The following is a 23,604-nucleotide window of genomic DNA, read 5'->3' on the forward strand; positions in this document are numbered from 1 at the left end:
CCTGAACGGATCTGCTTCACCGCCTTGTCGCAGCCGGCCGGCACTGTCACTCCGACAGCCTCCGGCATGTCGCGACAGCCTGTAGGCGACACCACGACGAAATGAGAGCGAGACGGCCATGCCCAGTTCCTCCGACCGCGAGAAGTCCCTCGAGACCGCACTCGCCCAGATCGACCGCCAATTCGGCAAAGGCGCGGTCATGCGCCTCGGCAGCGATGAGCGCGCTCCCGTCGAGGTGATCCAGACCGGTTCCATCGCTCTCGACGTCGCTCTCGGGATCGGCGGGCTGCCCCGCGGCCGTATTGTCGAGATCTACGGTCCCGAGTCCTCCGGCAAGACCACGCTCACACTGCACGCGATCGCCAACGCGCAGCGCAACGGCGGCATCGCCGCCTTTATCGACGCGGAGCACGCACTCGACCCCGAATACGCCAAGAAGCTCGGAGTCGACATCGACTCGCTCCTCGTGTCCCAGCCCGACACGGGAGAGCAGGCCCTCGAGATCGCCGACATGCTCGTGCGCTCCGGCTCGATCGACCTCATCGTGATCGACTCCGTGGCCGCGCTCGTGCCGCGTGCGGAGATCGAGGGCGAGATGGGCGACTCCCACGTCGGCCTCCAGGCCCGCCTCATGTCGCAGGCCCTTCGCAAGCTCACGGGTGGGCTGAACACCACCAACACCACGATGATTTTCATCAACCAGCTGCGCGAGAAAATCGGCGTCTTCTTCGGAAGCCCCGAAACCACCGCCGGAGGCAAGGCTCTCAAGTTCTACGCGTCGGTCCGCCTCGACATCCGCCGCATCGAGACACTGAAGGACGGCACCGAGGCGGTCGGTAACCGCACCCGCGTCAAGGTCGTGAAGAACAAGATGGCCCCGCCCTTCAAGCAGGCCGAGTTCGACATCCTCTACGGCATCGGGATCTCCCGCGAGGGAAGCCTCATCGACTTCGGCGTCGAGCACGAGATCGTCCGCAAGTCCGGCGCCTGGTACACCTACGACGGCGACCAGCTTGGGCAGGGCAAGGAGAAGGCGCGGCAGTTCCTGATCGACAACCCCGATGTGGCCGCCGAGATCGAGAAGCGCATCCTGGTCAAGCTCGGCGTGGTCGCAGACCCGAATGCTGCCGTCGAGGCCGCTCCCGTAGCGATCGAGACCAAGCAGCCCGTCCGCAAGGGCGCCTAGCTCGTGGCGGAGAAGGCCGCGGAGGGCGCCAGGGGACGTCCGGTGGCCTTCCTGCCCTGGGTCGACCGGAGCGCGGCGGAAGACGAGGGGTGGGCGCCCGCGGCGCCGGACACCGAGCGTCCTGGCGCCTCAGCGCAGTCGCGGGAGTCTGAGGCTCCGGGTGCGAATGAACCGAAGTCCACGAACCGGGGCGCAGGCGGGTCCGCTGTCGGCTCCGGTGGGTCCGAGCGGATCGCCGAGCTCTCTGCCCATATCGCCAGGCGTGCACCGGCCTTCATCGAGGACGCAGACGACGAGGAAGCGGTCGAGGGGCCCCGGGAGGTCGACCCCGAGCAGGTCGCCGACTGGATCGTGCGGGGACTCTCTCGCAAGAGCCTGTCGGTCGCCGAGGTGGAGGCGCGGCTCTACACCGAGGGGGTGGCAGAGAAGGACGCTTTCGAGATTGTCGAGCGCTTCACTCGGTTCGGCTACCTCGACGACCTCAAGATGGCGGAGCAACTGGTCGTGTCGCTGCGCGACCGCAAGAAGTTGGGCCGCTCCTCCCTCCAGCAGGAGTTGCGCGCCCGCAAGCTCGACCCCGATGCCATCGCCTCCGCGCTGGACGAGCTCGACGGCGACGACGAGTACCGCACGGCGCTCGAACTTGCGCGCAAGCGCCTGCCGAGCCTGCGCTCGCTCTCGGACGAGGTCGCCGAGCGACGTCTCACGGGTTTCCTCGCCCGTCGCGGATATGCCGGCGGACTCGTGCAGCGCGTCGTCCGCGAGACGATCCGTCAGCCCGGATCGAGCGTCCGCTTCCGCTGAGACGGCGGACATGAAGCGGTTGGTCCGGCGCGTAGAATCGCACACCATGAGCACGCTCGGTACCGCCCCGTCGCCCGCCGCTAAGTCCCGGCCCAGAACCTACGAGGTCCGCACGTTCGGGTGCCAGATGAACGTGCACGACTCCGAGCGGCTGAGCGGCTCGCTCGAAGCGGCGGGCTACGTACCGGCCGGTGAAGGCGAAGCCGACGTGGTCGTGATCAACACCTGCGCCGTCCGTGAGAACGCCGACAACAAGCTCTACGGCAACCTCGGTCACCTCGCCTCGGTCAAGCGCCGCCACGAGGGCATGCAGATCGCGGTCGGCGGATGTCTCGCCCAGAAGGACAAGAGCGTCATCCTCGATCGCGCCCCCTGGGTCGATGTGGTCTTCGGCACGCACAACATGGGCTCCCTCCCGAGCCTGCTCGAGCGCGCCCGCCACAACGACGAAGCGCAACTCGAGATTCTCGAGTCGCTCGAGGTCTTCCCCTCCACTCTCCCTACCAAGCGCGAGTCGACCTCGAGCGGCTGGGTCTCGATCTCGGTCGGCTGCAACAACACCTGCACCTTCTGCATCGTGCCCTCGCTCCGCGGCAAGGAGAAGGACCGCCGCCCCGGCGATGTGCTCGCCGAGATCCAGGCGCTGGTCGACGATGGCGCGATCGAGGTCACGTTGCTCGGGCAGAACGTCAACTCCTACGGGGTCGAATTCGGCGATCGGCAAGCGTTCTCGAAACTCCTCCGCGCCGCCGGCACACTGGAGGGCCTCGAGCGCATCCGCTTCACCAGCCCCCACCCCGCCGCGTTCACCGACGACGTGATCGACTCGATGGCCGAAACGCCGGCGGTCATGCCGCAGCTGCACATGCCGTTGCAGTCCGGGTCGGACCGTATCCTCAAGGCGATGCGCCGCTCGTACCGCTCCGAGAAGTTCCTCGGCATCCTCGACCGTGTGCGCGACCGCATCCCGCACGCGGCGATCACCACCGACATCATCGTCGGATTCCCCGGCGAGACCGAGGCCGATTTCCAGGAAACCCTGCGGGTTGTCGAGCAAGCGCGCTTCGCGTCCGCCTTCACCTTCCAGTACTCCATCCGGCCAGGCACCCCCGCGGCGACGTTGCCCGATCAGATCCCCAAGGCTGTGGTGCAAGAGCGCTACGAGCGCCTCGGCGCCCTGCAGGATGCCATCAGCGAGCAGGAGAACCGCACGATCGTCGGCCGCGAGGTCGAGGTGCTGGTGGCGACGGGAGAGGGCCGACGTGACGCCGAGACCCACCGGCTGAGCGGCCGCGCGGAAGACAGCCGTCTGGTGCACTTTGACGTTCCCGCAGGCTCCGAGCAGCCGCGCCCCGGCGACGTGGTCTCGGTGCTGGTCACTCGGGCCGCCCCGTTCTACCTTCTCGCCGATTCGCCGGACGGAGCGCCGCTGCGCATCCGCCGCACCCGCGCCGGAGACGCGTGGGACCGGGCCCAGTCCGAGTCCTGCGGCGTGCCCTCACCCCCCGGTGGCACAGGAGCGCCGCGGGTGCCACTCGGACTGCCCTCCCTGCGAGCGCAGAGCAGCAGCACCCTGACCACGCCGATCTACCACGCCGCCGATGGCGAGCGCTGAGCGCAGGGCCTCCGCGCCCGCACTGATCGCGATCGTCGGCGCGACCGGCACCGGCAAGACCGCCCTCTCGCTCGATCTCGCCGAGACGATCCGGAGCGAGGGAGGTTCTGCCGAAATCATCAATTCGGACGCGACCCAGCTCTACCGTGGGATGGACATCGGCACCGCGAAGCTTTCCGTCGAGGAGCGCCGCGGCATCCCGCACCACCTCTTCGACGTCCTCGACCTGACCGAGGAGGCCTCGGTCGCGCGGTACCAGACCGAGGCCCGGCGGGCGATCGAGGAGGTTCAGGCCCGCGGCGCGACACCGATCCTCGTGGGCGGGTCCGGTCTCTACGTGTCGAGCGTTCTCTTCGAGTTCTCCTTCGCGGGGACCGACCCGGAGGTGCGGCGCCGGCTCGAGGAGACGGCTGCGCGCGATGGCCTCGGCGTCCTCGTCGAGCGGCTGCGCGCGATCGACGACGCTGTCGCAGAGCGGATCGGTCCGCACAACGCTCGGCGGATCATCCGCGCGCTCGAGATCGCCGAACTCACCGGTGGGCGGACGCACAGCGCACTGATGCCCGATGAGCCCGTCGCCTGGTGTGCCGCCTCGACCCTCTTCCTCGAGGCGCCGCGGGAGGAGCTGGTGCAGTGGCTCGACCGGCGGACCGAGCTCATGTGGGCGGGCGGGATGCTCGACGAGGTCGAGCGCCTGATCCCTCTGGGTCTCGAGCAGGGCGTCACCGCGCGACGCGCCATCGGTTACGACCAGGCTCTCGCCCAGCGCGCGGGCACTCTGACGCAGCGGGAGGCGATCGCGGCCACCCAATCGCTCACCCGCCGCTACGCCCGTCGGCAGAACAGCTGGTTTCGCCGTTACGCAGGGGCGCACCGGCTCCCGTACGACGCGCCCGATCTGGTGGCTCGTGCGCGCGCCGCCACCCAGGTCGCGGCGCCGGGGCCTCGATAGGCTGTGCGCCATGACGATCGAGCTGCACTTCACCAAGGGCCAGGGCACGGGCAACGACTTCGTGCTCTACAGCGACCCGGACGGTGAGGTGGACCTCTCGCCCGCGCAGGTCGCGATGATCTGCGACCGGCACTTCGGCGTCGGTGCCGACGGTGTCATCCGAGCGGTCCGCTCCAGGGCGATCCCGGAGGGTGCGGCCTCCCTCGCCGAAGAGAGCGAGGCGGAGTGGTTCATGGACTACCGCAATGCTGACGGCTCGATCGCGGAGATGTGCGGCAACGGCGTCCGCGTCTACGCGGCGTTCCTGCTCGCTGCCGGACTGGCCGCCCTCGAGCCGGGCGACACCCTCCCGATCGGCACCCGCGCGGGAGTGCGCGACGTGACGCGCAGCGGTGCAGGCTTCCAGGTCGACCTCGGCCGCTGGGAGCTGGCGGGCGGCGAGCCTCTGGTGCGGGCGAAGGAGCTGAGCGTCGCGCGGCCCGGACTCGGACTCGACCTCGGCAATCCGCACGTCGTCGTTGCCCTCAGCAATGACGAGGAGCTCGACTCCGCCGACCTCTCCTACATCCCTCACCTCGACCCTGAGCCTGCCGCCGGAGCGAACATCGAGTTCGTCGTACCCGGCGAGCCCCTCGTTCACGACGGTATCGGCCGGATCCGGATGCGCGTGCACGAGCGTGGCAGCGGCGAGACCCTCAGCTGCGGCACCGGCGCGGCCGCGGCGGCACTGGCGGTCCGGCACTGGGCGGGACCCCGCGCCCCGCAGTCGTGGCGCGTCGAGGTCCCGGGGGGCACGCTCGGCGTCACCATGTTCGCCGCGGAGGAGGGCGAGCACGTCGGCCTCTCCGGCCCGGCCGATCTGGTCTTCACCGGCACCATCCGGCTCGACTGACCTGTCGGTTCAGGCCGAGCGGGTCGTGCGCAGCACCCGGAAACCCTTGGCGGAGCTGACCCGCTCGACCCCGAGCCGACCGGCGAAGGCGTCGGTGAGCCAGCTCTGCAGCGAGTCGGAGCCGAGGTTGCGCTGCACGACGAGCCAGGCGTCCGCGCCCACCTCGAGCCTGGGTAGCCAACGCTCCAGGAGCAGGTGCAGCTCCTCCTTGCCGATCCGGATCGGCGGGTTCGACCACACGGTGCGGAAGCGCACGTCAGCGGGAACATCCTCGGGCAGCACAGCGTTGACGTTATGGACGCCGAGTTCCTCGCAATTGCGACGGACCAGCTCGAGCGCCCGCTGGTTGACGTCGACCGCCCACACTCGGGCGTCGGGGGAGGCGAGGGCGAGCGCGAGGGCGATCGGACCCCAGCCGCAGCCGAGGTCCAGCAGGTCTCCGTAGGCGGGGGCGTCCGGCACAGCGTCCAGCAGGACGCGCGTGCCGAGATCGACGTGGCCGGGGCTGAACACCCCTCCTGCCGTGGTGACCTCGAGGTCACGCCCGGCCAGGCGGACCGGGATCCTGCGGGGCCGGAGGGTGCCGTCGGGAGTACTCGAGAAGTAGTGCTCGGCGGCCATGAGAAGTGAACCTATCAACACCTGAGGAGTTAGTGTTATCCGGATGACGGAAGACCTGAACGAGACCGACACGACCGAGGCCGTGGACGTGGTCTCGAGGGTCCTGGCGAACGCGCAGTCGCGCTCGACAGGGTACTCGCGATTCGTCGCGGGTGGCGCCCAGGCGTTGCAGAGCGCCGGCCACGCGGGCGAGAACAGCCACGGCGAGAACAGTGACGGCGAACAGTTCGACCGCGACGACCGGCAGGCGCTGCGCCGCGTCGCCGGGCTGTCGACCGAGCTCGAGGACGTCACGGAGGTCGAGTACCGCCAGGTGCGCCTGGAGAACGTCGTGCTGATCGGCGTCTACTCGCAGAATTCTCTGGACGACGCGGAGAATTCGCTGCACGAGCTCGCTGCGCTTGCGGAGACCGCGGGCGCGACCGTGCTCGACGGCCTGCTGCAGCGTCGCCCGCACCCCGACCCGAGCACCTACCTGGGCAAGGGCAAGGCTCAGGAGCTCGCGGGGCTCGTCGCTGCCGTCGGCGCCGACACGGTCGTCGCCGACACCGAACTCGCACCGAGCCAGCGCCGAGCGCTGGAGGACGTGGTGAAGGTGAAGGTGATCGACCGCACCGCGGTGATCCTTGACATCTTCAGCCAGCACGCCACGAGCCGGGAGGGCAAGGCGCAGGTCGAACTCGCGCAGCTCGAGTACCTGCTGCCGAGACTCCGCGGTTGGGGCGAGTCGATGTCCCGGCAGGCCGGAGGCCAGGTCGGTGCGGGAGCCGGAATGGGCTCGCGCGGACCGGGTGAGACCAAGATCGAACTCGACCGTCGCCGGATCCACACGAGGATGGCACGACTGCGCAAGCAGATCACCGCGATGAAGCCGGCTCGTGAGGCCAAGCGCGCGAACCGCAAGCGCAACGCCGTCCCCTCGGTGGCGATCGCGGGCTACACCAACGCCGGCAAGTCGAGCCTGCTCAACCGGATGACTCATGCGGGTGTCCTGGTCGAGAACGCGCTGTTCGCGACCCTGGACGCGACCGTCCGGAAGGCGCAGACCAGCGATGGCCGCGTCTACACGCTTGCCGACACGGTGGGATTCGTCCGAGCGCTTCCGCACCAGTTGGTCGAGGCGTTCCGGTCCACGCTGGAAGAGGTGGCTGATTCCGACGTGATCGTCCACGTCGTCGATGCCTCCCACCCCGATCCCGCCGGGCAGATCGCCACGGTGCGCGACGTGATCGGCGAGGTGGGTGCGCGCGGCATCCCCGAGATCATCGCGTTCAACAAGGCGGATCTGGTCGATGAGGGAACGCGGCTGGTACTGCGCGGTCTCGCCCCCGACGCTGTTTTCGTGTCGGCGCGCAGCGGTGAGGGCATCGATGAGCTGGAGGCGCGGATCGCCGAGATCCTGCCCGAGCCCGACGTTCAGATCGACCTGCTCGTACCGTACGACCGCGGCGATGTGATCTCGCACCTGCACCGCAGCGGCCGGATCCTGTCGACGCAGTACGTCGAGGGCGGCACGCGCGTGATCGCTCTGGTCCACGCTGACCTCGCGGGCTCGCTCGCCGAGTTCCAGGTGCCCGGGGCGGCCGTGCAGGCCTGATCTCGGCACTGAAGCGCCCGCCTCCCTCCCTGGGAGGTGGGCGTTTCGTGTAGCGGCGACGACATACAGCGTCACATCCGTTCATCCAGCGTCACGCGAATGGACTCCGGCGTTCGTCGTTCCTACCCTGATCCGCGAGGCGCCGACCGGCGCGTGGAGCGACAGCCGAGCCCGGCACCCGCCCGAACCCAGCCGACCTTCCGGGGTCGAACGAGGAACGGAGGGCACTGCGGTGTCGGAGCAGCGATCGGAGTCGGAGCCCGCCTGTCCGCGCGTCCCGTTCTCCTTCGAGGTTTACCCGCCGCGCACCGCCGCCGGCTCGCTCGCGCTCCTGCGGACGGTCGACCGGCTCACGGCCGCGGGTCCCTCCTTCGTCTCGGTGACCTATGGGGCGCAAGGGTCCTCGCGGAGCGCGTCGCTCGGGATTCTGCGCTACCTGCTCGAGCGGACAGCGACTCCGGCCCTCGCACACCTCACCTGCATCGGGTCGACGCACGAGGAAGCGAGCCGCCTCGTCCGCGAGTTCCTCGAGGCCGGGGTCACCCGCTTCCTCGCGCTGCGTGGTGACCGGCCGACCGGAACACCGGAGGAGGCGGCGTGCCTCGGCGAGCTCGCCAGCGCCGCGGAACTGGTGCAGCTGATCCACCGCGTGCAGGCCGAGCGCGAGCCGTACGGAGCCGTGCCGGTGCCGGGTCTGCCGAACGCGCAGCGCGTGGACGTGGCGGCGCGGCCGCACGCGGAGGTCGCCGTCGCAGCCTTCCCGAACGGGCACCCCCGCTCGCGCTCGCGGACGCAGGACATCGACGTCCTGCTGGCGAAGGAGGCGGCGGGAGCCTCGTTCGCCCTCACCCAGCTCTTCTTCCACGCCGAGGACTACCTGCGCTTCGTCGACCGCGCCCGCGCGGCAGGACTGCGGATGCCGATCGTCCCGGGTGTCATGCCCGTCACCAGCCCCGCGCGGCTGAGGCGGATGCTGGAACTCAGCGGCGAGGACCTGCCCGCCGATCTCGCGATCGCCCTCGACGTCGAGCCGGACGACGAGGCTCGGCTGCGGATCGGCGTCGAGTACGCCGCGAGACTGATTCGCACCGTCGTCGACGGGGGCGCCCCCGCCGTCCATCTCTACGCCTTCAACCGCGACGAGGCGGTGCTGGCCGTGCTGGCCGAGACCGGGCTGCTGCCGCCCGGATCCGTGCCGCCCCTCCCGACCGCCGCCGTCCTGTCCACCCCGTCCCCTCAGGAGCCAACCGCATGAGCACTACACCCGCCTTCCCGACTGGAACCGTCCTCGGCTACCCCCGCATCGGGCGCCGCCGCGAGCTGAAGAAGGCCGTCGAGTCGTTCTGGTCCGGCGCCGTCACTGCCGATCAGGTGGAAGAGGAGGGGGCCGCACTGCGCACCGCCACCCGTGAGCGCCTGCTCGCCCTCGGCCTCGGCCGCGACGACTCGTCGATTCCCGAGGCGCACTCCTTCTACGACCAGGTGCTCGACACCACGCTCGCGGTCGGCGCGATCCCGGAGCGCTTCGCGGATCTCGTTGTCGACGGAGCGGTGGACCTTGCAGGATCCTTCACGCTGGCCCGCGGCGACGGCGATCGGGCGCCGTTGGAGATGACCAAGTGGTTCGACTCCAACTACCACTATCTCGTGCCCGAGATCGGTCCGGACACCGTCTTCTCGCTCGCCGACACCCGTCGCGTGCGCGAGGTGGCGGAGGCGCGCGAAGCGGGCTTCACCACTCGGCCGGTCCTGGTCGGGCCGGTGGCGTACCTCCTGCTCGCCAAGCCCGACGCGACGGCACCGGAGGGCTTCGAGCCGCTTGCGCGCCTCGACGACCTCGTCCCGGTCTACGCCGAGCTGCTGGCCCGCCTGCGCGAGGCCGGGGCCGAGTGGGTGCAACTCGACGAGCCGGCTCTGGTGTCGGAGTCGCTGGGCGTCCCGAGGGACCGCGTCCTCGCGGCCGTTGCGGCGGCCTACCAGCAGCTCGTCGCCGCGCAGGAGCGGCCCGCGCTGTTCGTCGCAGCGCCGTACGGCACCCTCGGCGACGCCCTGCCGGTCCTCGTTCAGGCGGGCGTCGAGGCCGTCGGCGTCGACCTCGTGAAGGGCGCCGCTCCGGCCGCGGTGCCCGCACTGGAGCGCACCGTGATCGTGGCCGGCGTCGTCGACGGGCACAACGTCTGGCGCGGTGACCTCTCGGCCGCCCTGGAGAAGGCGGAGGCACTGCGCCCGCTCGCCGCGAGCGTCGCGGTCTCCAGCTCCACCTCGCTCTTCCACCTGCCCCACGATGTCGCCGACGAGCCGGATCTCGATCCGCGTTTGGCGTCGTGGCTCGCCTTCGCCGACCAGAAGGTCGAGCAGGTCGCCGTACTCGCGCGGGGTCTGCGGGAGGGCCGGGCGTCCGTCAGCGCGGAGCTCGAGGCAGCGACCACCGCGTGGGAGGACCGCCGCACGGCACCGGGAGTGCGTGACGGCGCCGTGCGCACCCGCGCCGCGTCGCTCCGCCCCGAGGACCGGCACCGGGCGCCCGCCGCGGAGCGCCTCGCTGCCCAGCACGAGGCGCTCGCCCTGCCGCTGCTGCCCACGACGACGATCGGCTCGTTCCCGCAGACGCGCGAGATCCGCACGGCTCGCGCTGCCCTTCGTCGGGGCGACCTCTCGGCCGAGCAGTACAGCGAGCGGATGCGGGAGGAGATCGAGCGGGTGGTGCGCCTCCAGGAGGATCTCGGCCTCGACGTGCTGGTGCACGGCGAACCTGAGCGCAACGACATGGTGCAGTACTTCGCCGAGCACCTCGACGGCTTCGCGGTGACGCAGAACGGCTGGGTGCAGTCCTACGGCAGCCGCTGCACGCGGCCCTCGCTGCTGTGGGGTGATGTGTCGCGTCCGGCGCCGATCACGGTCGAGTGGTCGGGCTTCACCCAGTCGCTCACCGACCGGCCGGTGAAGGGGATGCTGACCGGACCGGTGACGATCCTCGCCTGGTCCTTCGTCCGTGACGACCAGCCGCTCGCCGAGACGGCCGATCAGGTCGCACTCGCACTCCGCGACGAGATCGCCGACCTGGAGCGCGCCGGGATCCGCATCGTGCAGGTGGATGAGCCGGCGCTACGGGAACTCCTGCCGCTCGAGGCCGCGGCCCAACCCGCCTATCTGGAGTGGTCGGTCGGCGCCTTCCGGCTCGCGACGGGTGCAGCGGCGACGGCGACCCAGATCCACACGCACCTCTGTTATTCCGAGTTCGGAGTCGTCATCGACGCAATCGACTTGCTCGACGCGGACGTGACCAGCATCGAGGCAGCGCGTTCGCGGATGGAGGTGGTAGCCGACATCGAGCGCTCGGGTTTCGCGCGGGGGATTGGACCCGGGGTCTGGGACATCCACTCGCCGCGCGTGCCGGGCGACGACGAACTCGGTGAACTCGTCCGGATCGCGCTCGACTCGATCCCGGTGCGCCAGCTCTGGATCAACCCGGACTGCGGGCTGAAGACGCGCGGATACGACGAGACGCTGGCCTCCCTCCGCGCGCTCGTGGCGGCCGCGACCAAGGCTCGCGCCACGCTCGCCGCCGTCTGAGCGATCGGCACACGCGGGCGCTCTGCACACGGAGGCGCTCTGCGCACAGGAGGGGCCCGGTCGGCTGCGCGCCGGTCCGGGCCCCTCCTGCGCGGCCGCCTCAGACCGAGCGGAGGACCGCGACGATCTTCCCGAGCACCTCGGCCTCGTCGCCCAGGATCGGCTCGAAGTTGGAGTTGCGCGGGAGCAGCCAGGTGTGACCGTCGCGCTGGCGAAGCACCTTGACGGTGGCCTCGCCGTCGAGCATCGCCGCCACGATCTCGCCGTTCTCGGCGGTGCGCTGAGAGCGGACGACCACCCAGTCGCCGTCGCAGATCGCGGCGTCGATCATCGACTCGCCGACGACCTTGAGCATGAACAGCTCGCCCTTGCCGACGAGCTGTCGCGGCAGCGGGAAGACTTCGTCGATCTGCTGGTCGGCCATGATCGGCACGCCCGCCGCGATCCGGCCGACCAGGGGGACCATTGCCGCGTCGCCGACCGTGGCACTCGATTCGAACGAGCCGTCGTCCTCCGTGGAGCTGGGCACGTCGATGAGGATTTCGAGCGCGCGAGGGCGGTTGGGGTCGCGCCGCAGGTAGCCGCTGAGCTCGAGCTGGTTCAACTGGTGGGTGACGCTGGAGAGTGAGGCGAGCCCGACGGCGTCGCCGATCTCGCGCATGCTCGGCGGGTAACCACGACTCGATACCGAGCGCTGGATCGCGTCCATGATCGCGAGTTGTTTCGCGCTCAGGCTCTTCCGGCGCCGACCGGCGGCGGCCTTCGTCTTGGCGGCCGACGTGCCGGCCGTTCGCGCGTCGCTCACGATGCTCCCTCTATCCCGGCGCGCACGCCGCGTGCGCGCGTGCCCGGTCGCGACCATCCGTCGAATGTCGGTGGTCGCTGCTGTACTACGACCAGGCTCTCGAAACTGTATCCGCCGGGAGTCCGCGTGCGGAACATTCGTTCGAGTGTGTCGCGTGCACGTTCCGCTGCGGGTCGGCCGCCCGGGTCGCTTGACCCGCGGGATGTTCGAAGATATGTTCGGTACAGGCGTTCGGGGTGGCCCTCCCGGCCGAGGGCCTCCCCGAATCCCTGTTGAAAGGAGCGATCTCATGACCGCACAGCTCACCTCCCGCTCGCTGGCACACTCGCACGCGGCTCAGTCCGTGTCGGGGCCGCAGCCCGTGTCGGAGCCGCAGTCCGCGGCCCTGGAGTCCGTTCCTGAGCAGCAGGGCGCTCCTGCCCGGGCGCGCATCATCCGCACCCACCTGCGCCTCACCCGCCGGGGCCGCGCCGTGGTCGCCGCACTCGGTGCGCTGCCGATCGTCGCCGGTGCCTTCGCGTTCGGTCTCAACGGCGGTGGGGCGGCGGCGTCGAGCGATACGGCAGCCGTCGAGTTCCGGTACGTCACGGTCCACGCGGGGGAGTCGCTCTGGTCGCTCGCGGAGGAGCTCGCGCCCCGGTCCGACCCGCGCGATGTGGTCGACGACATCCTCTCGCTCAACCAGCTCTCCAGCGCGGGTGTCGAGCCCGGCCAGCGCCTGGCGATCCCGGCCGAATACGACACCGCGCACTGAGGCCGGGTCGGACGCCTCGCTACCATTCTCTGGTGACGACTCTCGACGACCTCCCCCTCCGCGACGATCTCCGAGGCAAGCACCCCTACGGTGCGCCGCAGGACGTCGTCCCCGTGGCGCTCAACGTCAACGAGAACACCCATCCGGTCCCGGACGACGTGATCGCCGACATCGTCGGCCGCGTGTCCGAGGCCCTGCAAACCGTCAATCGGTACCCCGATCGAGAGTTCCGCGAACTGCGCGAGTCACTTGCCGGCTATCTCGGGCACGGCCTCACCGCCGACGGAGTCTGGGCGGCGAATGGCTCCAACGAGGTGCTGCAGCACGTCCTCCAGGCCTTCGGTGGCCCCGGACGCTCTCTGCTGGGCTTCGCCCCCACCTATTCGATGTACTCGATCCTCGCCTCGGGAAGCGGGACCACATGGATCCCGGCCCCGCGCGAGGCGGAGTTCGAGGTCGGAGCCGCCTTCGCCGCTGAGCAGGTACGCCGCGCCCAGCCGGACATCGTTGTCCTCTGCGCGCCGAACAACCCCACCGGCACGCCACTCGACCTCACCGTGATCGAGGCCGTCTACGACGCGACGGAGGGGATAGTCGTGGTCGACGAGGCCTACGCCGAATTCGCCGGCCGCGACGCGCCCACCGCCCTCAGCCTGCTTCCCGGGCGGCCGCGCCTGCTGGTTTCTCGCACGATGAGCAAGGCCTTCGCCTTCGCCGGCGTCCGGCTCGGCTACCTGGCCGCCGACCCCGCCGTGATCGACGCGCTCCGCCTCGTCCGCCTCCCCTACCACCTCTCGGCGCTCACCCAGGCCGCGGCAACCGCAGCCCTCGCCCACGCCGACGAGATGCTAGCGATGGTCGGCGAGATCATCGTGCAGCGCGATCGGATGATCGAGGGTCTGCGCTCGCTCGGCTACCGTCCCTCGGCGACGGGCAGCAACTTCGTCCTCTTCGGCGGAGTCGACGATCCGGCCGCCGTGTTCGAGGGCCTCCTCGCCCGCGGGGTCCTCATCCGTGATGTCGGCATCCCCGGCCACCTCCGCGTGAGCGCCGGCACCGAGGAGGAGACGACCGCGTTCCTCGAAGCGCTCGCCTCCCTCTCCGCGCCCTCCGCCGACCCCGCGGTGGCGCTCGCGCGCGAGTGAGAGCGCGCCTGGGGGCAGTGATCGTCCGCGAATAGACTGGGAGCCATGATCTCCCCGAGCGCCGCACCCGGGCGCACCGCCTCCCTCAGCCGTACCACCACCGAGTCGAGTATCGAGCTCTCGCTCGACCTCGACGGCACCGGTGCGGCCGATCTCGAGACCGGCGTGCCCTTCTTCGATCACCTGCTGACGGCGTTCGCCAAGCACTCGCTGACCGACCTGCGTGTCCGAGCTCACGGCGACATCGAGATCGACATCCACCACACCGCCGAGGACATCGGCATCGTGCTCGGCTCCGCCATTCGTCAGGCGCTCGGGGACAAGGCCGGCATCTCTCGCTTCGGTGACGCGCTCGTCCCCCTCGACGAGGCGCTCGTGCAGGCGGTCGTCGACATCTCCGGCCGCCCCTACCTCGTGCACACCGGCGAGCCGGAAGGCTTCGCGCTGCACCTGATCGGCGGCCACTTCACCGGATCGATGGTTCGCCACGTCTTCGAGGCGATCGCCGTCAACGCCGGGCTCACCGTGCATGTCACCGTGCTCGGCGGCCGCGACCCGCACCACATCGCCGAAGCCGAATTCAAGGCCTTCGCCCGAGCTTTCCGGCAGGCGAAGGCACTGGATCCGCTGGTCTCGGGCGTGCCCTCGACCAAGGGCGCGCTGTGAGGTCGGGCCGCCCGTCCGTCGTCGTCTACGACTACGGCTCGGGGAATGTGCACTCCGCCGTCAAGGCGCTCGAACTCGCCGGCGCCGACGTCGAGCTGACCGGCGATCGGCAGCGCGCCCTCGAGGCCGACGGCCTGCTCGTTCCGGGAGTCGGCGCCTTCGACGCGGTGATGGCGGCCCTCAGCCGGGCGCGGGGCGGCGAGATCATCGAGAAGCGTCTCGCGGGCGGTCGCCCCGTCCTGGGCATCTGCGTCGGGATGCAGGTGCTGTTCGAGCGCGGGGTCGAGCGGGGTGTCGAGAGTGCCGGGCTGGGTGAGTGGCCGGGCACGGTCGACCGACTCCCGGCCGAGGTCGTTCCGCACATGGGCTGGAATACCGTCTCCGCTCCCCAGGGCTCGGTGCTCTTCGACGGGATCGCCGAGGAACGCTTCTATTTCGTGCACTCCTACGGCGCCCGTGAGTGGTCGCTCGACGTGATGCCGCCGTTCCCGCGACCCGCGGTGACCTGGGCGGAGCACGGGGGTCCCTTCATCGCCGCGGTCGAGAACGGTCCGCTCTCGGCGACCCAGTTCCACCCCGAGAAGTCGGGCGCCGCCGGGCTTCGCCTGCTGGCGAATTGGCTGGGCAGCCTCCGCACGAACTAGGATCGGCCGGTGGTCGGCGCCTCGAGGGGCCGGCACCGAGACTGAGGATGACGATGAGCGAGTTCACCAAGGCTCCGGGCCTGGTCCTCCTGCCCGCGATCGACGTGGCGGGCGGCAAGGCCGTGCGGCTGACGCAGGGCGAGGCCGGGACGGAGACCAACTACGGCGATCCCCTCGACGCTGCCGGCGATTGGGCAGACCAGGGTGCGACGTGGATCCACCTCGTCGACCTCGACGCTGCCTTCGGCCGCGGCGACAACCACGCCATCATGAAGAAGGTCATTCGGCAGGTGAAGAGCGTCAACGTCGAGCTCTCCGGAGGGATCCGCGACGATCGCAGTCTCGAGTCCGCTCTGAGCGCTGGCGCCAAGCGGATCAACCTCGGTACCGCGGCGCTCGAAAATCCGGAGTGGGCCGCGAGCGTCATCGCCCAGTACGGCGACCAGATCGCCGTCGGGCTGGATGTGCGCGGAACGACCCTCGCCGCCCGCGGCTGGACCAGGGAGGGCGGCGATCTCTGGCACGTCCTCGACCGGCTCGAGGAGGCGGGCTGCACGCGCTACGTCGTGACCGACGTCACCAAGGACGGCACGCTGAAGGGCCCGAACCTCGAGCTGCTCGAGCAGGTCATGGCCCGCACGCACCGCCCCGTGATCGCCTCGGGCGGGATCTCGAACCTCGACGACATCGCCGCTCTGCGGGACCTCGTGCCCCAGGGCCTCGAGGGCGCGATCGTCGGTAAGGCGCTGTACGCGGGCGCGTTCACGCTCGCGGAGGCCCTGGATGTCGCATCCGAGTGACCCCGGCCCGCTCCCCGCGCATCTGACCGACTCCGCGGGCACCCCCTGGGCCGGCCGGCACTTCGAGCCGAGCGCCGCTCCGCAGGATGACGGCAGTGCCCCGCCGGCGCTGGTCGCCGCGCTCGCGTCGTTCACGTCCGGCGCTCGCGGCCCGGAGGTCGTGGTGGACGCGCTTCGTTCGTCCCGCCTGCTCATCCCGCTGATCGCGCGCCTCGGCGAGGACGCAGCGGGCGTGGGAGGCCTTCGAGCGGATAAGACGCAGGAGCTGGCGATCGTCACCGTCGCCGGCCCCGGCGGCCGCACGGTGCTCCCCGTCTTCAGCGGCGTGGACAGCATGCGCCGCTGGGATCCGGCGGCCCGTCCCGTCCCGGTCGACGGACGACGGGCGGCTCTGGCGGCGGTGGCGGAGGGAACCGAGGTGATGGTCCTCGACCCCGCCTCCGAGGGGGAGTTCGCGGTCCGCCGTCCGGCGCTGTGGGCGATCGCCGAGGGTGCCGAGTGGTGGCCGGCCGACACGGACCCGGACGTCCTCGCCGCTCTGCGCGCGGGTGCGGAGGGGGAGCCGGCCGTGGCGTCGCTGACGGCTCGCGCGGGCGATCCGGCGCAACGGCTCGCGGGACCGGAACTCGTCGTCGTGCTGAGCCTGCATCCCGGTCTCGATCAGGAGGCGCTGAGCGCCCTGATCGCGCGTCTGGGCGACCGGTGGGCGGCGGAGGACACCGTCGCGCGGCGCGTCGACTCGATGACCCTTCAGCTCGCCGCGGCCCGCTGACTCCGGATCAGGTGACCGGGCCCGTCCACTTCTCGCCCGGCCCCTTGCCGATCGGGTCGGCGATTGGGGAGGCCTCGCGGAATGCGAGCTGAAGGGTGCGGAGTCCATCGCGCAGGCTCCGGGCGTGCATGTCGCTGATGTCGGGCGCACCGGCCGTGACGAGCCCCGCGAGCGCGTTGATCAGCTTGCGCGCCTCGTCGAGGTCGACCTGCCCGTCCGGCTCGTCGGCGAGCCCGCATTTGACGGCGGCGGCGCTCATGAGGTGCACCGCCGCGGTGGTGATGATCTCGACCGCAGGGACCTCCGCGATGTCGCGGGCGGCCTCCACGTCGGAGGCGCCGCCGTCCTCGCCGAAGCGTCGGGTGTAGTCGTCGTTGTAGGTGTCGTCGTCGTCCTGGGCCATGCGTCCTTCGTTCGTCGTCCGGGGGCTGGGAGCGGGGCGGGGCGCGGCGCCGGATCGAGGGCGGCCGGATCCGCTCTGTCGGGTGGGCCGTCGTTCTGCTATGGTTATCCGGGCTCCGAGGCATGTCCTCGGTTCGAAAGTGGAGATTCTCCCACCCGCGCTTGACCGCTTCACAAGGTTACCGGGTCAGAAGCACTCCGCCGCCGATGGTCGCCAGACCAGCGGGGGCAGGGCTGCGGCTCCCGAGGTCCGCCTCGGGAACCGCGTCACAGGGTGCGAGCGCCGTGCTCACGCACGACGTGGACGGGACGATCACCTCTCTCGGGTGCGCTGGAGAAGACTCCGGTAGCGCAGCTGCACTCACCGAGATCAGAGGAGAAGCGCAATCAGCGATCCCCGTACCAACGACCGTATCCGCGTCCCCGAGGTTCGCCTCGTGGGTCCCGCCGGAGAACAGGTCGGCGTCGTCAAGATCGAGGTCGCCCTGCGACTCGCACAGGACGCAGACCTGGACCTGGTCGAGGTCGCCCCCAACTCCAAGCCGCCCGTAGCGAAGATCATGGACTACGGGAAGTTCAAGTACGAGCAGGCTCAGAAGCTCAAGGAAGCCCGTCGCAACCAGGCGAACACGATCCTCAAGGAGGTTCGTTTCCGCCTGAAGATCGACAAGCACGACTACGAGACCAAGCGCAAGCGCGCCGAAGGCTTCCTCAAGGCCGGCGACAAGGTCAAGGCGATGATCCTCTTCCGAGGTCGCGAGCAGTCGCGGCCCGAAATGGGTGTTCGTCTGCTCCAGCGTTTCGCGGAGGACGTCGCCGAGTTCGGCCAGGTCGAGTCCACACCGACCATCGACGGTCGCAACATGGTGATGGTCATCGGCCCGTTGAAGAACAAGTCCGAGGCGAAGGCAGAGGCCAATGCGGTCCGCGCTGCTCGTCGCGAGGCCAATACCCCCGAGGACACGGCCGAGGCCGAGTCCGTCTAGTACTTCGCCGCCCCGGCCTCGGGGCCGGTGGACGCCCCGCTTATGGGGCACCGGTTTCGCCCCGCCGTGCGCGGTGTGACGTTCACAAGGAGAGAACATGCCCAAGATGAAGACCCACTCGGGTGCCAAGAAGCGTTTCAAGGTGACCGGCTCCGGCAAGGTCATGAAGCAGCAGGCCGGTATGCGTCACAACCTGGAGTCCAAGTCCAGCGTTCGCACCCGCCGCCTCAACCAGGACCAGGTCCTCGCCCCGCAGGACGCCAAGGTCGCCAAGAAGCTTCTCGGTCTGTAGCTCACTGCCGGCGCAGTCGTTGCGCCGCGGAGTTTGCTACTCAACCGCCCGGATCGATAGGAAGAAAGAGCAATGGCAAGAGTGAAGAGGGCCGTCAACGCCCACAAAAAGCGTCGCGTTATCCTCGAGCGCGCCTCGGGCTACCGCGGTCAGCGTTCGCGCCTTTACCGCAAGGCGAAGGAGCAGGTCACCCACTCCCTCGTCTACTCGTACCGCGACCGCCGCGCCAGGAAGGGCGAGTTCCGTCGCCTCTGGATCCAGCGCATCAACGCGGCATCCCGCGCGAACGGCCTGACCTACAACCGCTTCATCCAGGGCCTCGCCCTGGCCGGTGTCCAGGTCGACCGCCGCATCCTCGCGGATCTCGCGATCACGGAGCCCGCCACCTTCGCCTCGCTCGTCGCGACCGCGAAGAGCGCGCTGCCCGCCGACACCTCGGCGCCCAGGGCCGCCGCGTAATCGGCACAGCATTCCGGAGGGGGTCGCGATCGAGAGGTCGCGGCCCCCTTGCGTCCTTGGGGGTGGCCGCGCGTCGTGTCTGCCGGGCCCGCGAACACCGCGCCGATAGGCTCGCCGCATGCTCGACAACCCCCGCTCTCCCCGTGTCCGCTCTGTGGCGAAGCTCACCCGCCGCCCGGCCCGGCTCGAGACGGGACTCTTCCTCCTCGAGGGTCCGCAGGCCATGTCCGAGGCGCTGCACTACCGCCCGGAGCTGCTCGTTGAATCATTCGCGACTCCGACCGCTCTGGAGCGTCACCCCGAGATCGTCGCCGCAGCAGCGGAGGCGGAGGTCGACATCGAGTACGTGACCGAGGACGTCCTGGACACGATGGCCGACACCGTCACCCCCCAGGGCTTCGTCGCGGTGTGCCGCCAGTTCCCCACGTCGCTCAAGGACGTCGTCGCCTCGGAGCCGCGCCTGGTCGCGGTCCTCGAGGAGGTCCGGGATCCCGGCAACCTGGGCACGATCATCCGCGCGGCCGACGCCGCCGGAGCCGACGCCGTCGTGCTCTCTGGCCGCTCCGTCGACCTCTACAACGCCAAGGTCGTCCGCTCGACCACAGGCTCGCTGTTCCACCTGCCGGTCGCGGTCGGCGCCGACCTCCCCGACGTCCTCGGGCGCCTGCGCGGCGTGGGCCTGCGCTCGGTCGCGGCGGACGTGAAGGGCGAGGACCTGCTTGAGGTCCGGGCCCGCGGCGACCTCGCTCAGCCCACCGTCTGGGTCTTCGGCAACGAGGCCCGTGGCCTCGAGGACGAGTCGCTCGCGCTCGTGGACGGCGTCATCTCGGTACCGATCTACGGCGCGGCGGAATCGCTCAACCTCGCGACCGCGGCCTCCGTCTGCCTCTACGAGAGCGCTTTCGCCCTGCGTTCCTGAGGGAATCGGTCCCCGGCCGGACAGAGGTGGAGGACGGTGCGCGTTGTTACCCTTGGGTTAAAACATTGCTCATGATTTGACCGGCCCATCCCCGTGTGCTTCTCTGGCGGCATGGTCACAGCCCCGCAAGACGAGCGCGCTGCCGCTCCCGTTGGTGAACCCCTTGTCGTCATCGCCGGAGTGCAGAAGCACTACGGCGACTTCCACGCCCTGAAGGACATCGATCTGACGGTGCACCGCGGCGAGGTTGTCGTCGTCCTCGGCCCCTCCGGCTCCGGCAAGTCGACGCTGTGCCGCACGGTGAACCGGCTCGAGACGATTTCCGGCGGCACCATCACCATCGACGGTCAGAAGCTGCCGGAGGAGGGCAAGGGCCTCGCCGCCCTCCGCGCCGACGTCGGGATGGTCTTCCAGTCGTTCAACCTCTTCGCGCACAAGACGATCCTCGAGAACGTCACGCTCGGCCCGATCAAGGTGCGGGGGCTCTCCCGCAAGGACGCGGAGGCGCAGGCCACGGCGTTGCTCGACCGGGTCGGAGTCGGCCACCAGGCCGCGAAGACTCCTGCTCAGCTCTCGGGCGGGCAGCAGCAGCGCGTCGCCATCGCGCGGGCGCTCGCAATGAAGCCCAAGGTGATGCTGTTCGACGAGCCCACTTCGGCGCTGGACCCCGAGATGATCAACGAGGTGCTCGACGTGATGGTCGGGCTCGCCAAGGAGGGGATGACCATGATCGTCGTCACGCACGAGATGGGCTTTGCCCGCAAGGCCGCCGACCGCGTTGTCTTCATGGCCGACGGCGAGATCCTCGAGGACACCGATCCGGAGTCGTTCTTCACTGCCCCGCGTAGCGACCGGGCCAAGGACTTCCTCTCCAAGCTCATCACGCACTAGCGGCGCGACCAGCAGCCATTCAGACCCGTCGGACCCCTGTACAGCGGGAGCCGATCTGACATCGCCCGCATCGACGGGCCGAACCCAGGAAGGACGATCATGCGCACGAAGCTCATGTTCATGACCGCGGGACTCGCAGCAGCGACCCTCGCCCTCACCGGCTGCGCCGGCGACTCCGGAACCGCCGGTGGCGGAGCGGAGGGAGGAACCTCTGCCTACGAGGTCGCCTCCGACGTCGCCGTCGAGGGCAGCCCGACCTTCGACGCGATGACCGCGGCCGACAAGGTCACCATCGGCGTCAAGGAGGACCAGCCCGGGCTGGGCTACCTCGACGCGGCGACCGGACAGCGCTCCGGATTCGACATCGAGATCGCGAAGTGGGTCGCTGCCTCCCTCGGCTTCTCGGCCGACAAGATCGAGTTCACGGCGATCCCCTCGGCCAACCGGGAGGCGTCGATTGTGAACGGCGACATCGACTTCTACGTCGGTACCTACTCGATCACCGATAAGCGCAAGGAGCAGGTCGGCTTCGCCGGACCCTACTTCGAGACCGGACAGCAGCTGCTCGTCGCCGCCGACAACAGCACGATCACCGGCCCGGACAGCCTCAGCGCGGACACCACGGTGTGCTCGGCGACCGGCTCGACCCCGATCCAGAACATCCGCACCAACTACCCCGAGGTGAAAACGGAGGAGTTCGACACCTATTCGCAGTGCGTGGACGCTCTCTCCGACGGCACCGTCGACGCGGTCACCACGGACGGCGCGATCCTGATCGGCTACGCGGCGCAGAAGCCCGACGAGCTCAAGGTCGTCGGCGAGCCGTTCAGCACCGAGCTGTACGGCATCGGCCTGCCCAAGAGTGACGATGCACTGCGCCACTTTGTCAACGGCATGCTCACCGACGGCGGCGACACCTGGAGCGCCATCTACGACGAGACGCTCGGCCAGTCCGGCACGACGGTCACCCAGCCGGCGGTGAACGACTACTAAGAGGTGCCCCGGGCGGCGTCAGCGTCGCCCGGGGGTCCCCCTCTCCTCGACCACCCCACCGCTCCGACAGAAGGGCCAGCCGCATGGATGTCCTGTTGAACAACCTAGACGTCTACGTCCCGGCTTTTGGCAACACCCTGATCCTCTTCAGCGTCTCGCTCGTATTCGCCCTGCTGATCGGTACGGTGGTCGGCGCGATGCGCGTCTCGCCCATCCCGATCGCGCGCGCGGTCGGCACGGTCTACGTGAACACCATCCGGAACACTCCGCTCACGCTGGTGATGTTCTTCTTCGCATTCGGCTATCCCAAGCTCGACCTGCCGAATGTCGACTACACGAACCTCGCGATCTGCGCCCTCAGCCTGTACACCGCGACCTACGTCGCGGAGGTTCTGCGCTCGGGCATCAACACCGTGCCGATCGGTCAGGCCGAGGCGGCCCGCGCGATCGGTCTCGACTTCGGCCTCACGATGACGCAGGTCGTCCTTCCGCAGGCCTTCCGCTCCGTTATCCCACCGCTGATGAGCGTGCTGATCGCGCTGCTGAAGAACACCACCGTCGCCGCCGGCTTCTCGGTCGCGGAGGCGGGCACCATCGTCCGCGTGCTCAACGAGCGCGGCGAGAACAGCCTCATCGTCGTCCTCTGGGTGGCCCTGACCTTCGTGGTCCTGGTCACCCTGCTCTCGCTCGTCCAACGTCAGCTCGAGAAGACGTGGAGGGTCGCCCGATGAGCTCCGTCCTCTTCGACAACCCCGGCCCCCGCGCCGTCCTGCGCAATCGCGTCATCGGCGTCGTCGTCGTCCTGGTGATCGCGGCGCTCCTCGCCTTCGTGATCTGGCGCTTCGCCGAGTCCGGCCAGTTCAGTGCCTCGAAGTGGCGGGCGTTCGGTTATCCGCTGGTGTGGCAGAGCATCGGAGCAGCGCTCGGCCAGACCCTGGCCGCCTTCGCCACCGCCGGCGTCGCCAGTCTCGTGCTCGGGCTACTCCTCGCGATCGGCCGCCTCTCGGACCATCGGTGGATCAGCCTCCCGGTCACACTCTTCATCGAGCTGTTCCGGGCGATCCCCGTGCTGATCCTGATGATGCTGATGTACTACGGCCTGCCGTTCGCGGGCCTGAAGCTCAGCCCCTACCTCGCCGTCGTCATCGCTCTGACCCTCTACAACGGGTCCGTCTTCTCCGAGATCTTCCGCGCCGGCATCGAAGCCCTCCCGCGCGGACAAAAGGAGGCGGGCTACGCGATCGGCCTGCGCAAGGCCGGCGTGATGCGGCTGATCCTGTTCCCGCAGGCGATCCGCTCGATGCTGCCGGTGATCATTGCGCAGCTCGTCGTCGCCCTCAAGGACACGGCACTTGGCTCGATCATCACCTACAACGAACTGCTTTACTACGCCCGCTACCTCGGCAACCAGTCGAGCCTGGACAGTCCGATCATCCCCGCCGCTATCGTGATCGGTGCCATCTACATCAGCATCTGTCTCCTTCTCTCGGGGCTCGCGAAGTGGATAGAGATCCGCACGAAGAGCGGAGGCCGCGGGGCGCGCGGTAGCCGGACGGTCGGGGGACACCCGGCAGCCCGCGCCCAGACGGATACACAGCTGATCGCTGTGCAGGAGTGAATGGTGAGGATCGCCCGTAGGGCGATCCTCACCGCGGTTGGCTTCTCCAGGTGGCGGGGTCCCGTAGAGCGTCCTGCGTTCGGCGAGAGGGAATCGCTAGCACGCGATTCCCCCGTTCGCCTCGGGGGTCCGGCGATCGCTCGGCGTATCTGGTGGGGGGTGCACGCCATTGGGGGCGAGGCGGGGTGCGGGCCGGCGGCGGGAGGGGGCGGAGGGGC

Annotated in this window: 25 protein-coding genes; 22 read left to right on the forward strand and 3 right to left on the reverse strand. The window is 69.6% G+C overall.

Annotation, left to right across the window (positions count from 1 at the left end; translation table 11 throughout):
- The first annotated feature begins 118 nt into the window (after positions 1-118).
- The 5 genes from recA to dapF are packed head-to-tail and all read left to right on the forward strand — an operon-like array spanning position 119 to position 5,449.
- Positions 119-1,186, forward strand: a complete 1,068-nt coding sequence (recA, locus tag A6122_RS05165; RefSeq protein WP_068252372.1) for a recombinase RecA — start codon at positions 119-121, stop codon at positions 1,184-1,186.
- A 42-nt stretch (positions 1,187-1,228) separates the two neighbouring features.
- Positions 1,229-1,990, forward strand: a complete 762-nt coding sequence (locus A6122_RS05170) for a regulatory protein RecX (RefSeq protein ID WP_167542348.1) — start codon at positions 1,229-1,231, stop codon at positions 1,988-1,990.
- A 46-nt stretch (positions 1,991-2,036) separates the two neighbouring features.
- Positions 2,037-3,605, forward strand: coding sequence for a tRNA (N6-isopentenyl adenosine(37)-C2)-methylthiotransferase MiaB (miaB, locus tag A6122_RS05175; RefSeq protein ID WP_068252376.1), 1,569 nt, complete (start codon positions 2,037-2,039; stop codon positions 3,603-3,605).
- On the forward strand, positions 3,592-4,557 hold the full coding sequence (miaA, locus tag A6122_RS05180) for a tRNA (adenosine(37)-N6)-dimethylallyltransferase MiaA (protein WP_068252379.1): 966 nt from the start codon (positions 3,592-3,594) through the stop codon (positions 4,555-4,557). Before miaB ends, miaA begins: the two co-directional genes overlap by 14 nt.
- Positions 4,558-4,567: 10 nt before the next feature.
- A complete protein-coding gene (dapF, locus tag A6122_RS05185) occupies positions 4,568-5,449 on the forward strand; it encodes a diaminopimelate epimerase (protein ID WP_068252382.1) in 882 nt (293 codons plus the stop codon).
- 9 nt (positions 5,450-5,458) lie between these two features.
- On the opposite strand, the gene A6122_RS05190 is transcribed toward dapF, so the two are convergent.
- Positions 5,459-6,070, reverse strand: a complete 612-nt coding sequence (locus A6122_RS05190; protein WP_068252385.1) for a class I SAM-dependent methyltransferase — start codon at positions 6,068-6,070, stop codon at positions 5,459-5,461.
- Positions 6,071-6,113: 43 nt separating this feature from the next.
- Between A6122_RS05190 and hflX the strand changes: the two genes are divergently transcribed.
- The 3 genes from hflX (at position 6,114) to metE (ending at position 11,240) form a co-directional block, all read left to right on the forward strand.
- On the forward strand, positions 6,114-7,667 hold the full coding sequence (gene hflX / locus A6122_RS05195; RefSeq protein WP_068252389.1) for a GTPase HflX: 1,554 nt from the start codon (positions 6,114-6,116) through the stop codon (positions 7,665-7,667).
- A 232-nt stretch (positions 7,668-7,899) separates the two neighbouring features.
- Entirely contained in the window at positions 7,900-8,922 is a 1,023-nt protein-coding gene (locus A6122_RS05200) for a methylenetetrahydrofolate reductase (RefSeq protein ID WP_068252390.1), read from the forward strand.
- On the forward strand, positions 8,919-11,240 hold the full coding sequence (gene metE / locus A6122_RS05205; RefSeq protein ID WP_068252391.1) for a 5-methyltetrahydropteroyltriglutamate--homocysteine S-methyltransferase: 2,322 nt from the start codon (positions 8,919-8,921) through the stop codon (positions 11,238-11,240). The genes A6122_RS05200 and metE overlap by 4 nt, the downstream gene beginning before the upstream one ends.
- 100 nt (positions 11,241-11,340) lie before the next feature.
- Here the strand turns inward: metE and lexA are convergent, their stop codons facing one another.
- On the reverse strand, positions 11,341-12,045 hold the full coding sequence (lexA, locus tag A6122_RS05210; RefSeq protein WP_068252394.1) for a transcriptional repressor LexA: 705 nt from the start codon (positions 12,043-12,045) through the stop codon (positions 11,341-11,343).
- Between the two features lie 289 nt (positions 12,046-12,334).
- Between lexA and A6122_RS05215 the strand changes: the two genes are divergently transcribed.
- The 6 genes from A6122_RS05215 to A6122_RS05240 are packed head-to-tail and all read left to right on the forward strand — an operon-like array spanning position 12,335 to position 16,826.
- On the forward strand, positions 12,335-12,799 hold the full coding sequence (locus A6122_RS05215; RefSeq protein WP_084415832.1) for a LysM peptidoglycan-binding domain-containing protein: 465 nt from the start codon (positions 12,335-12,337) through the stop codon (positions 12,797-12,799).
- Between the two features lie 29 nt (positions 12,800-12,828).
- Positions 12,829-13,944, forward strand: a complete 1,116-nt coding sequence (locus A6122_RS05220; protein WP_104261909.1) for a histidinol-phosphate transaminase — start codon at positions 12,829-12,831, stop codon at positions 13,942-13,944.
- 45 nt (positions 13,945-13,989) lie between these two features.
- On the forward strand, positions 13,990-14,610 hold the full coding sequence (hisB, locus tag A6122_RS05225; protein ID WP_068252401.1) for an imidazoleglycerol-phosphate dehydratase HisB: 621 nt from the start codon (positions 13,990-13,992) through the stop codon (positions 14,608-14,610).
- Complete coding sequence (hisH, locus tag A6122_RS05230; protein ID WP_068252403.1) at positions 14,607-15,254, forward strand: imidazole glycerol phosphate synthase subunit HisH; 648 nt, start codon at positions 14,607-14,609, stop codon at positions 15,252-15,254. Before hisB ends, hisH begins: the two co-directional genes overlap by 4 nt.
- 53 nt (positions 15,255-15,307) lie before the next feature.
- Entirely contained in the window at positions 15,308-16,054 is a 747-nt protein-coding gene (priA, locus tag A6122_RS05235) for a bifunctional 1-(5-phosphoribosyl)-5-((5-phosphoribosylamino)methylideneamino)imidazole-4-carboxamide isomerase/phosphoribosylanthranilate isomerase PriA (RefSeq protein WP_068257097.1), read from the forward strand.
- Entirely contained in the window at positions 16,038-16,826 is a 789-nt protein-coding gene (locus A6122_RS05240) for an SseB family protein (RefSeq protein ID WP_068252404.1), read from the forward strand. Before priA ends, A6122_RS05240 begins: the two co-directional genes overlap by 17 nt.
- Before the next feature lie 7 nt (positions 16,827-16,833).
- Here A6122_RS05240 and A6122_RS05245 read toward each other — a convergent pair whose 3' ends face one another.
- A complete protein-coding gene (locus tag A6122_RS05245) occupies positions 16,834-17,229 on the reverse strand; it encodes a DUF1844 domain-containing protein (protein WP_068252405.1) in 396 nt (131 codons plus the stop codon).
- Positions 17,230-17,614: 385 nt separating this feature from the next.
- Here A6122_RS05245 and infC point away from each other — a divergent pair, with 385 nt between their 5' ends.
- The 8 genes from infC to A6122_RS05285 all read left to right on the forward strand — a co-directional run bounded on the left by infC (position 17,615) and on the right by A6122_RS05285 (position 23,386).
- Positions 17,615-18,214 (forward strand): translation initiation factor IF-3, encoded by a 600-nt coding sequence (gene infC / locus A6122_RS05250; RefSeq protein ID WP_084415833.1) that lies wholly within the window; start codon positions 17,615-17,617, stop codon positions 18,212-18,214.
- A gap of 97 nt (positions 18,215-18,311) precedes the next feature.
- Positions 18,312-18,506 carry a 50S ribosomal protein L35 gene (gene rpmI / locus A6122_RS05255; RefSeq protein ID WP_055793295.1) on the forward strand — a complete coding sequence of 65 codons (195 nt, stop codon included), beginning with the start codon at positions 18,312-18,314 and terminating at the stop codon, positions 18,504-18,506.
- A 72-nt stretch (positions 18,507-18,578) separates the two neighbouring features.
- Positions 18,579-18,965: a 50S ribosomal protein L20 gene (rplT, locus tag A6122_RS05260; RefSeq protein WP_068252408.1), complete on the forward strand. Its 387-nt coding sequence runs from the start codon at positions 18,579-18,581 to the stop codon at positions 18,963-18,965.
- Between the two features lie 118 nt (positions 18,966-19,083).
- Positions 19,084-19,884, forward strand: a complete 801-nt coding sequence (locus A6122_RS05265) for a TrmH family RNA methyltransferase (RefSeq protein WP_068252410.1) — start codon at positions 19,084-19,086, stop codon at positions 19,882-19,884.
- A 111-nt stretch (positions 19,885-19,995) separates the two neighbouring features.
- Positions 19,996-20,775, forward strand: a complete 780-nt coding sequence (locus A6122_RS05270) for an amino acid ABC transporter ATP-binding protein (protein ID WP_068252413.1) — start codon at positions 19,996-19,998, stop codon at positions 20,773-20,775.
- A 99-nt stretch (positions 20,776-20,874) separates the two neighbouring features.
- Positions 20,875-21,768, forward strand: coding sequence for a glutamate ABC transporter substrate-binding protein (locus A6122_RS05275; protein ID WP_181026397.1), 894 nt, complete (start codon positions 20,875-20,877; stop codon positions 21,766-21,768).
- An 83-nt stretch (positions 21,769-21,851) separates the two neighbouring features.
- The gene (locus A6122_RS05280; RefSeq protein ID WP_068252421.1) at positions 21,852-22,499 is read left to right on the forward strand and encodes an amino acid ABC transporter permease; all 648 of its coding nucleotides are present in this window, start codon (positions 21,852-21,854) and stop codon (positions 22,497-22,499) included.
- The gene (locus tag A6122_RS05285; RefSeq protein ID WP_068257100.1) at positions 22,496-23,386 is read left to right on the forward strand and encodes an amino acid ABC transporter permease; all 891 of its coding nucleotides are present in this window, start codon (positions 22,496-22,498) and stop codon (positions 23,384-23,386) included. The genes A6122_RS05280 and A6122_RS05285 overlap by 4 nt, the downstream gene beginning before the upstream one ends.
- Positions 23,387-23,604 lie beyond the last annotated feature (218 nt).

Origin of the sequence: Rathayibacter tritici (assembly GCF_001641005.1) — a bacterium.
GTDB classification, from domain to species: Bacteria; Actinomycetota; Actinomycetes; order Actinomycetales; family Microbacteriaceae; genus Rathayibacter; species Rathayibacter tritici.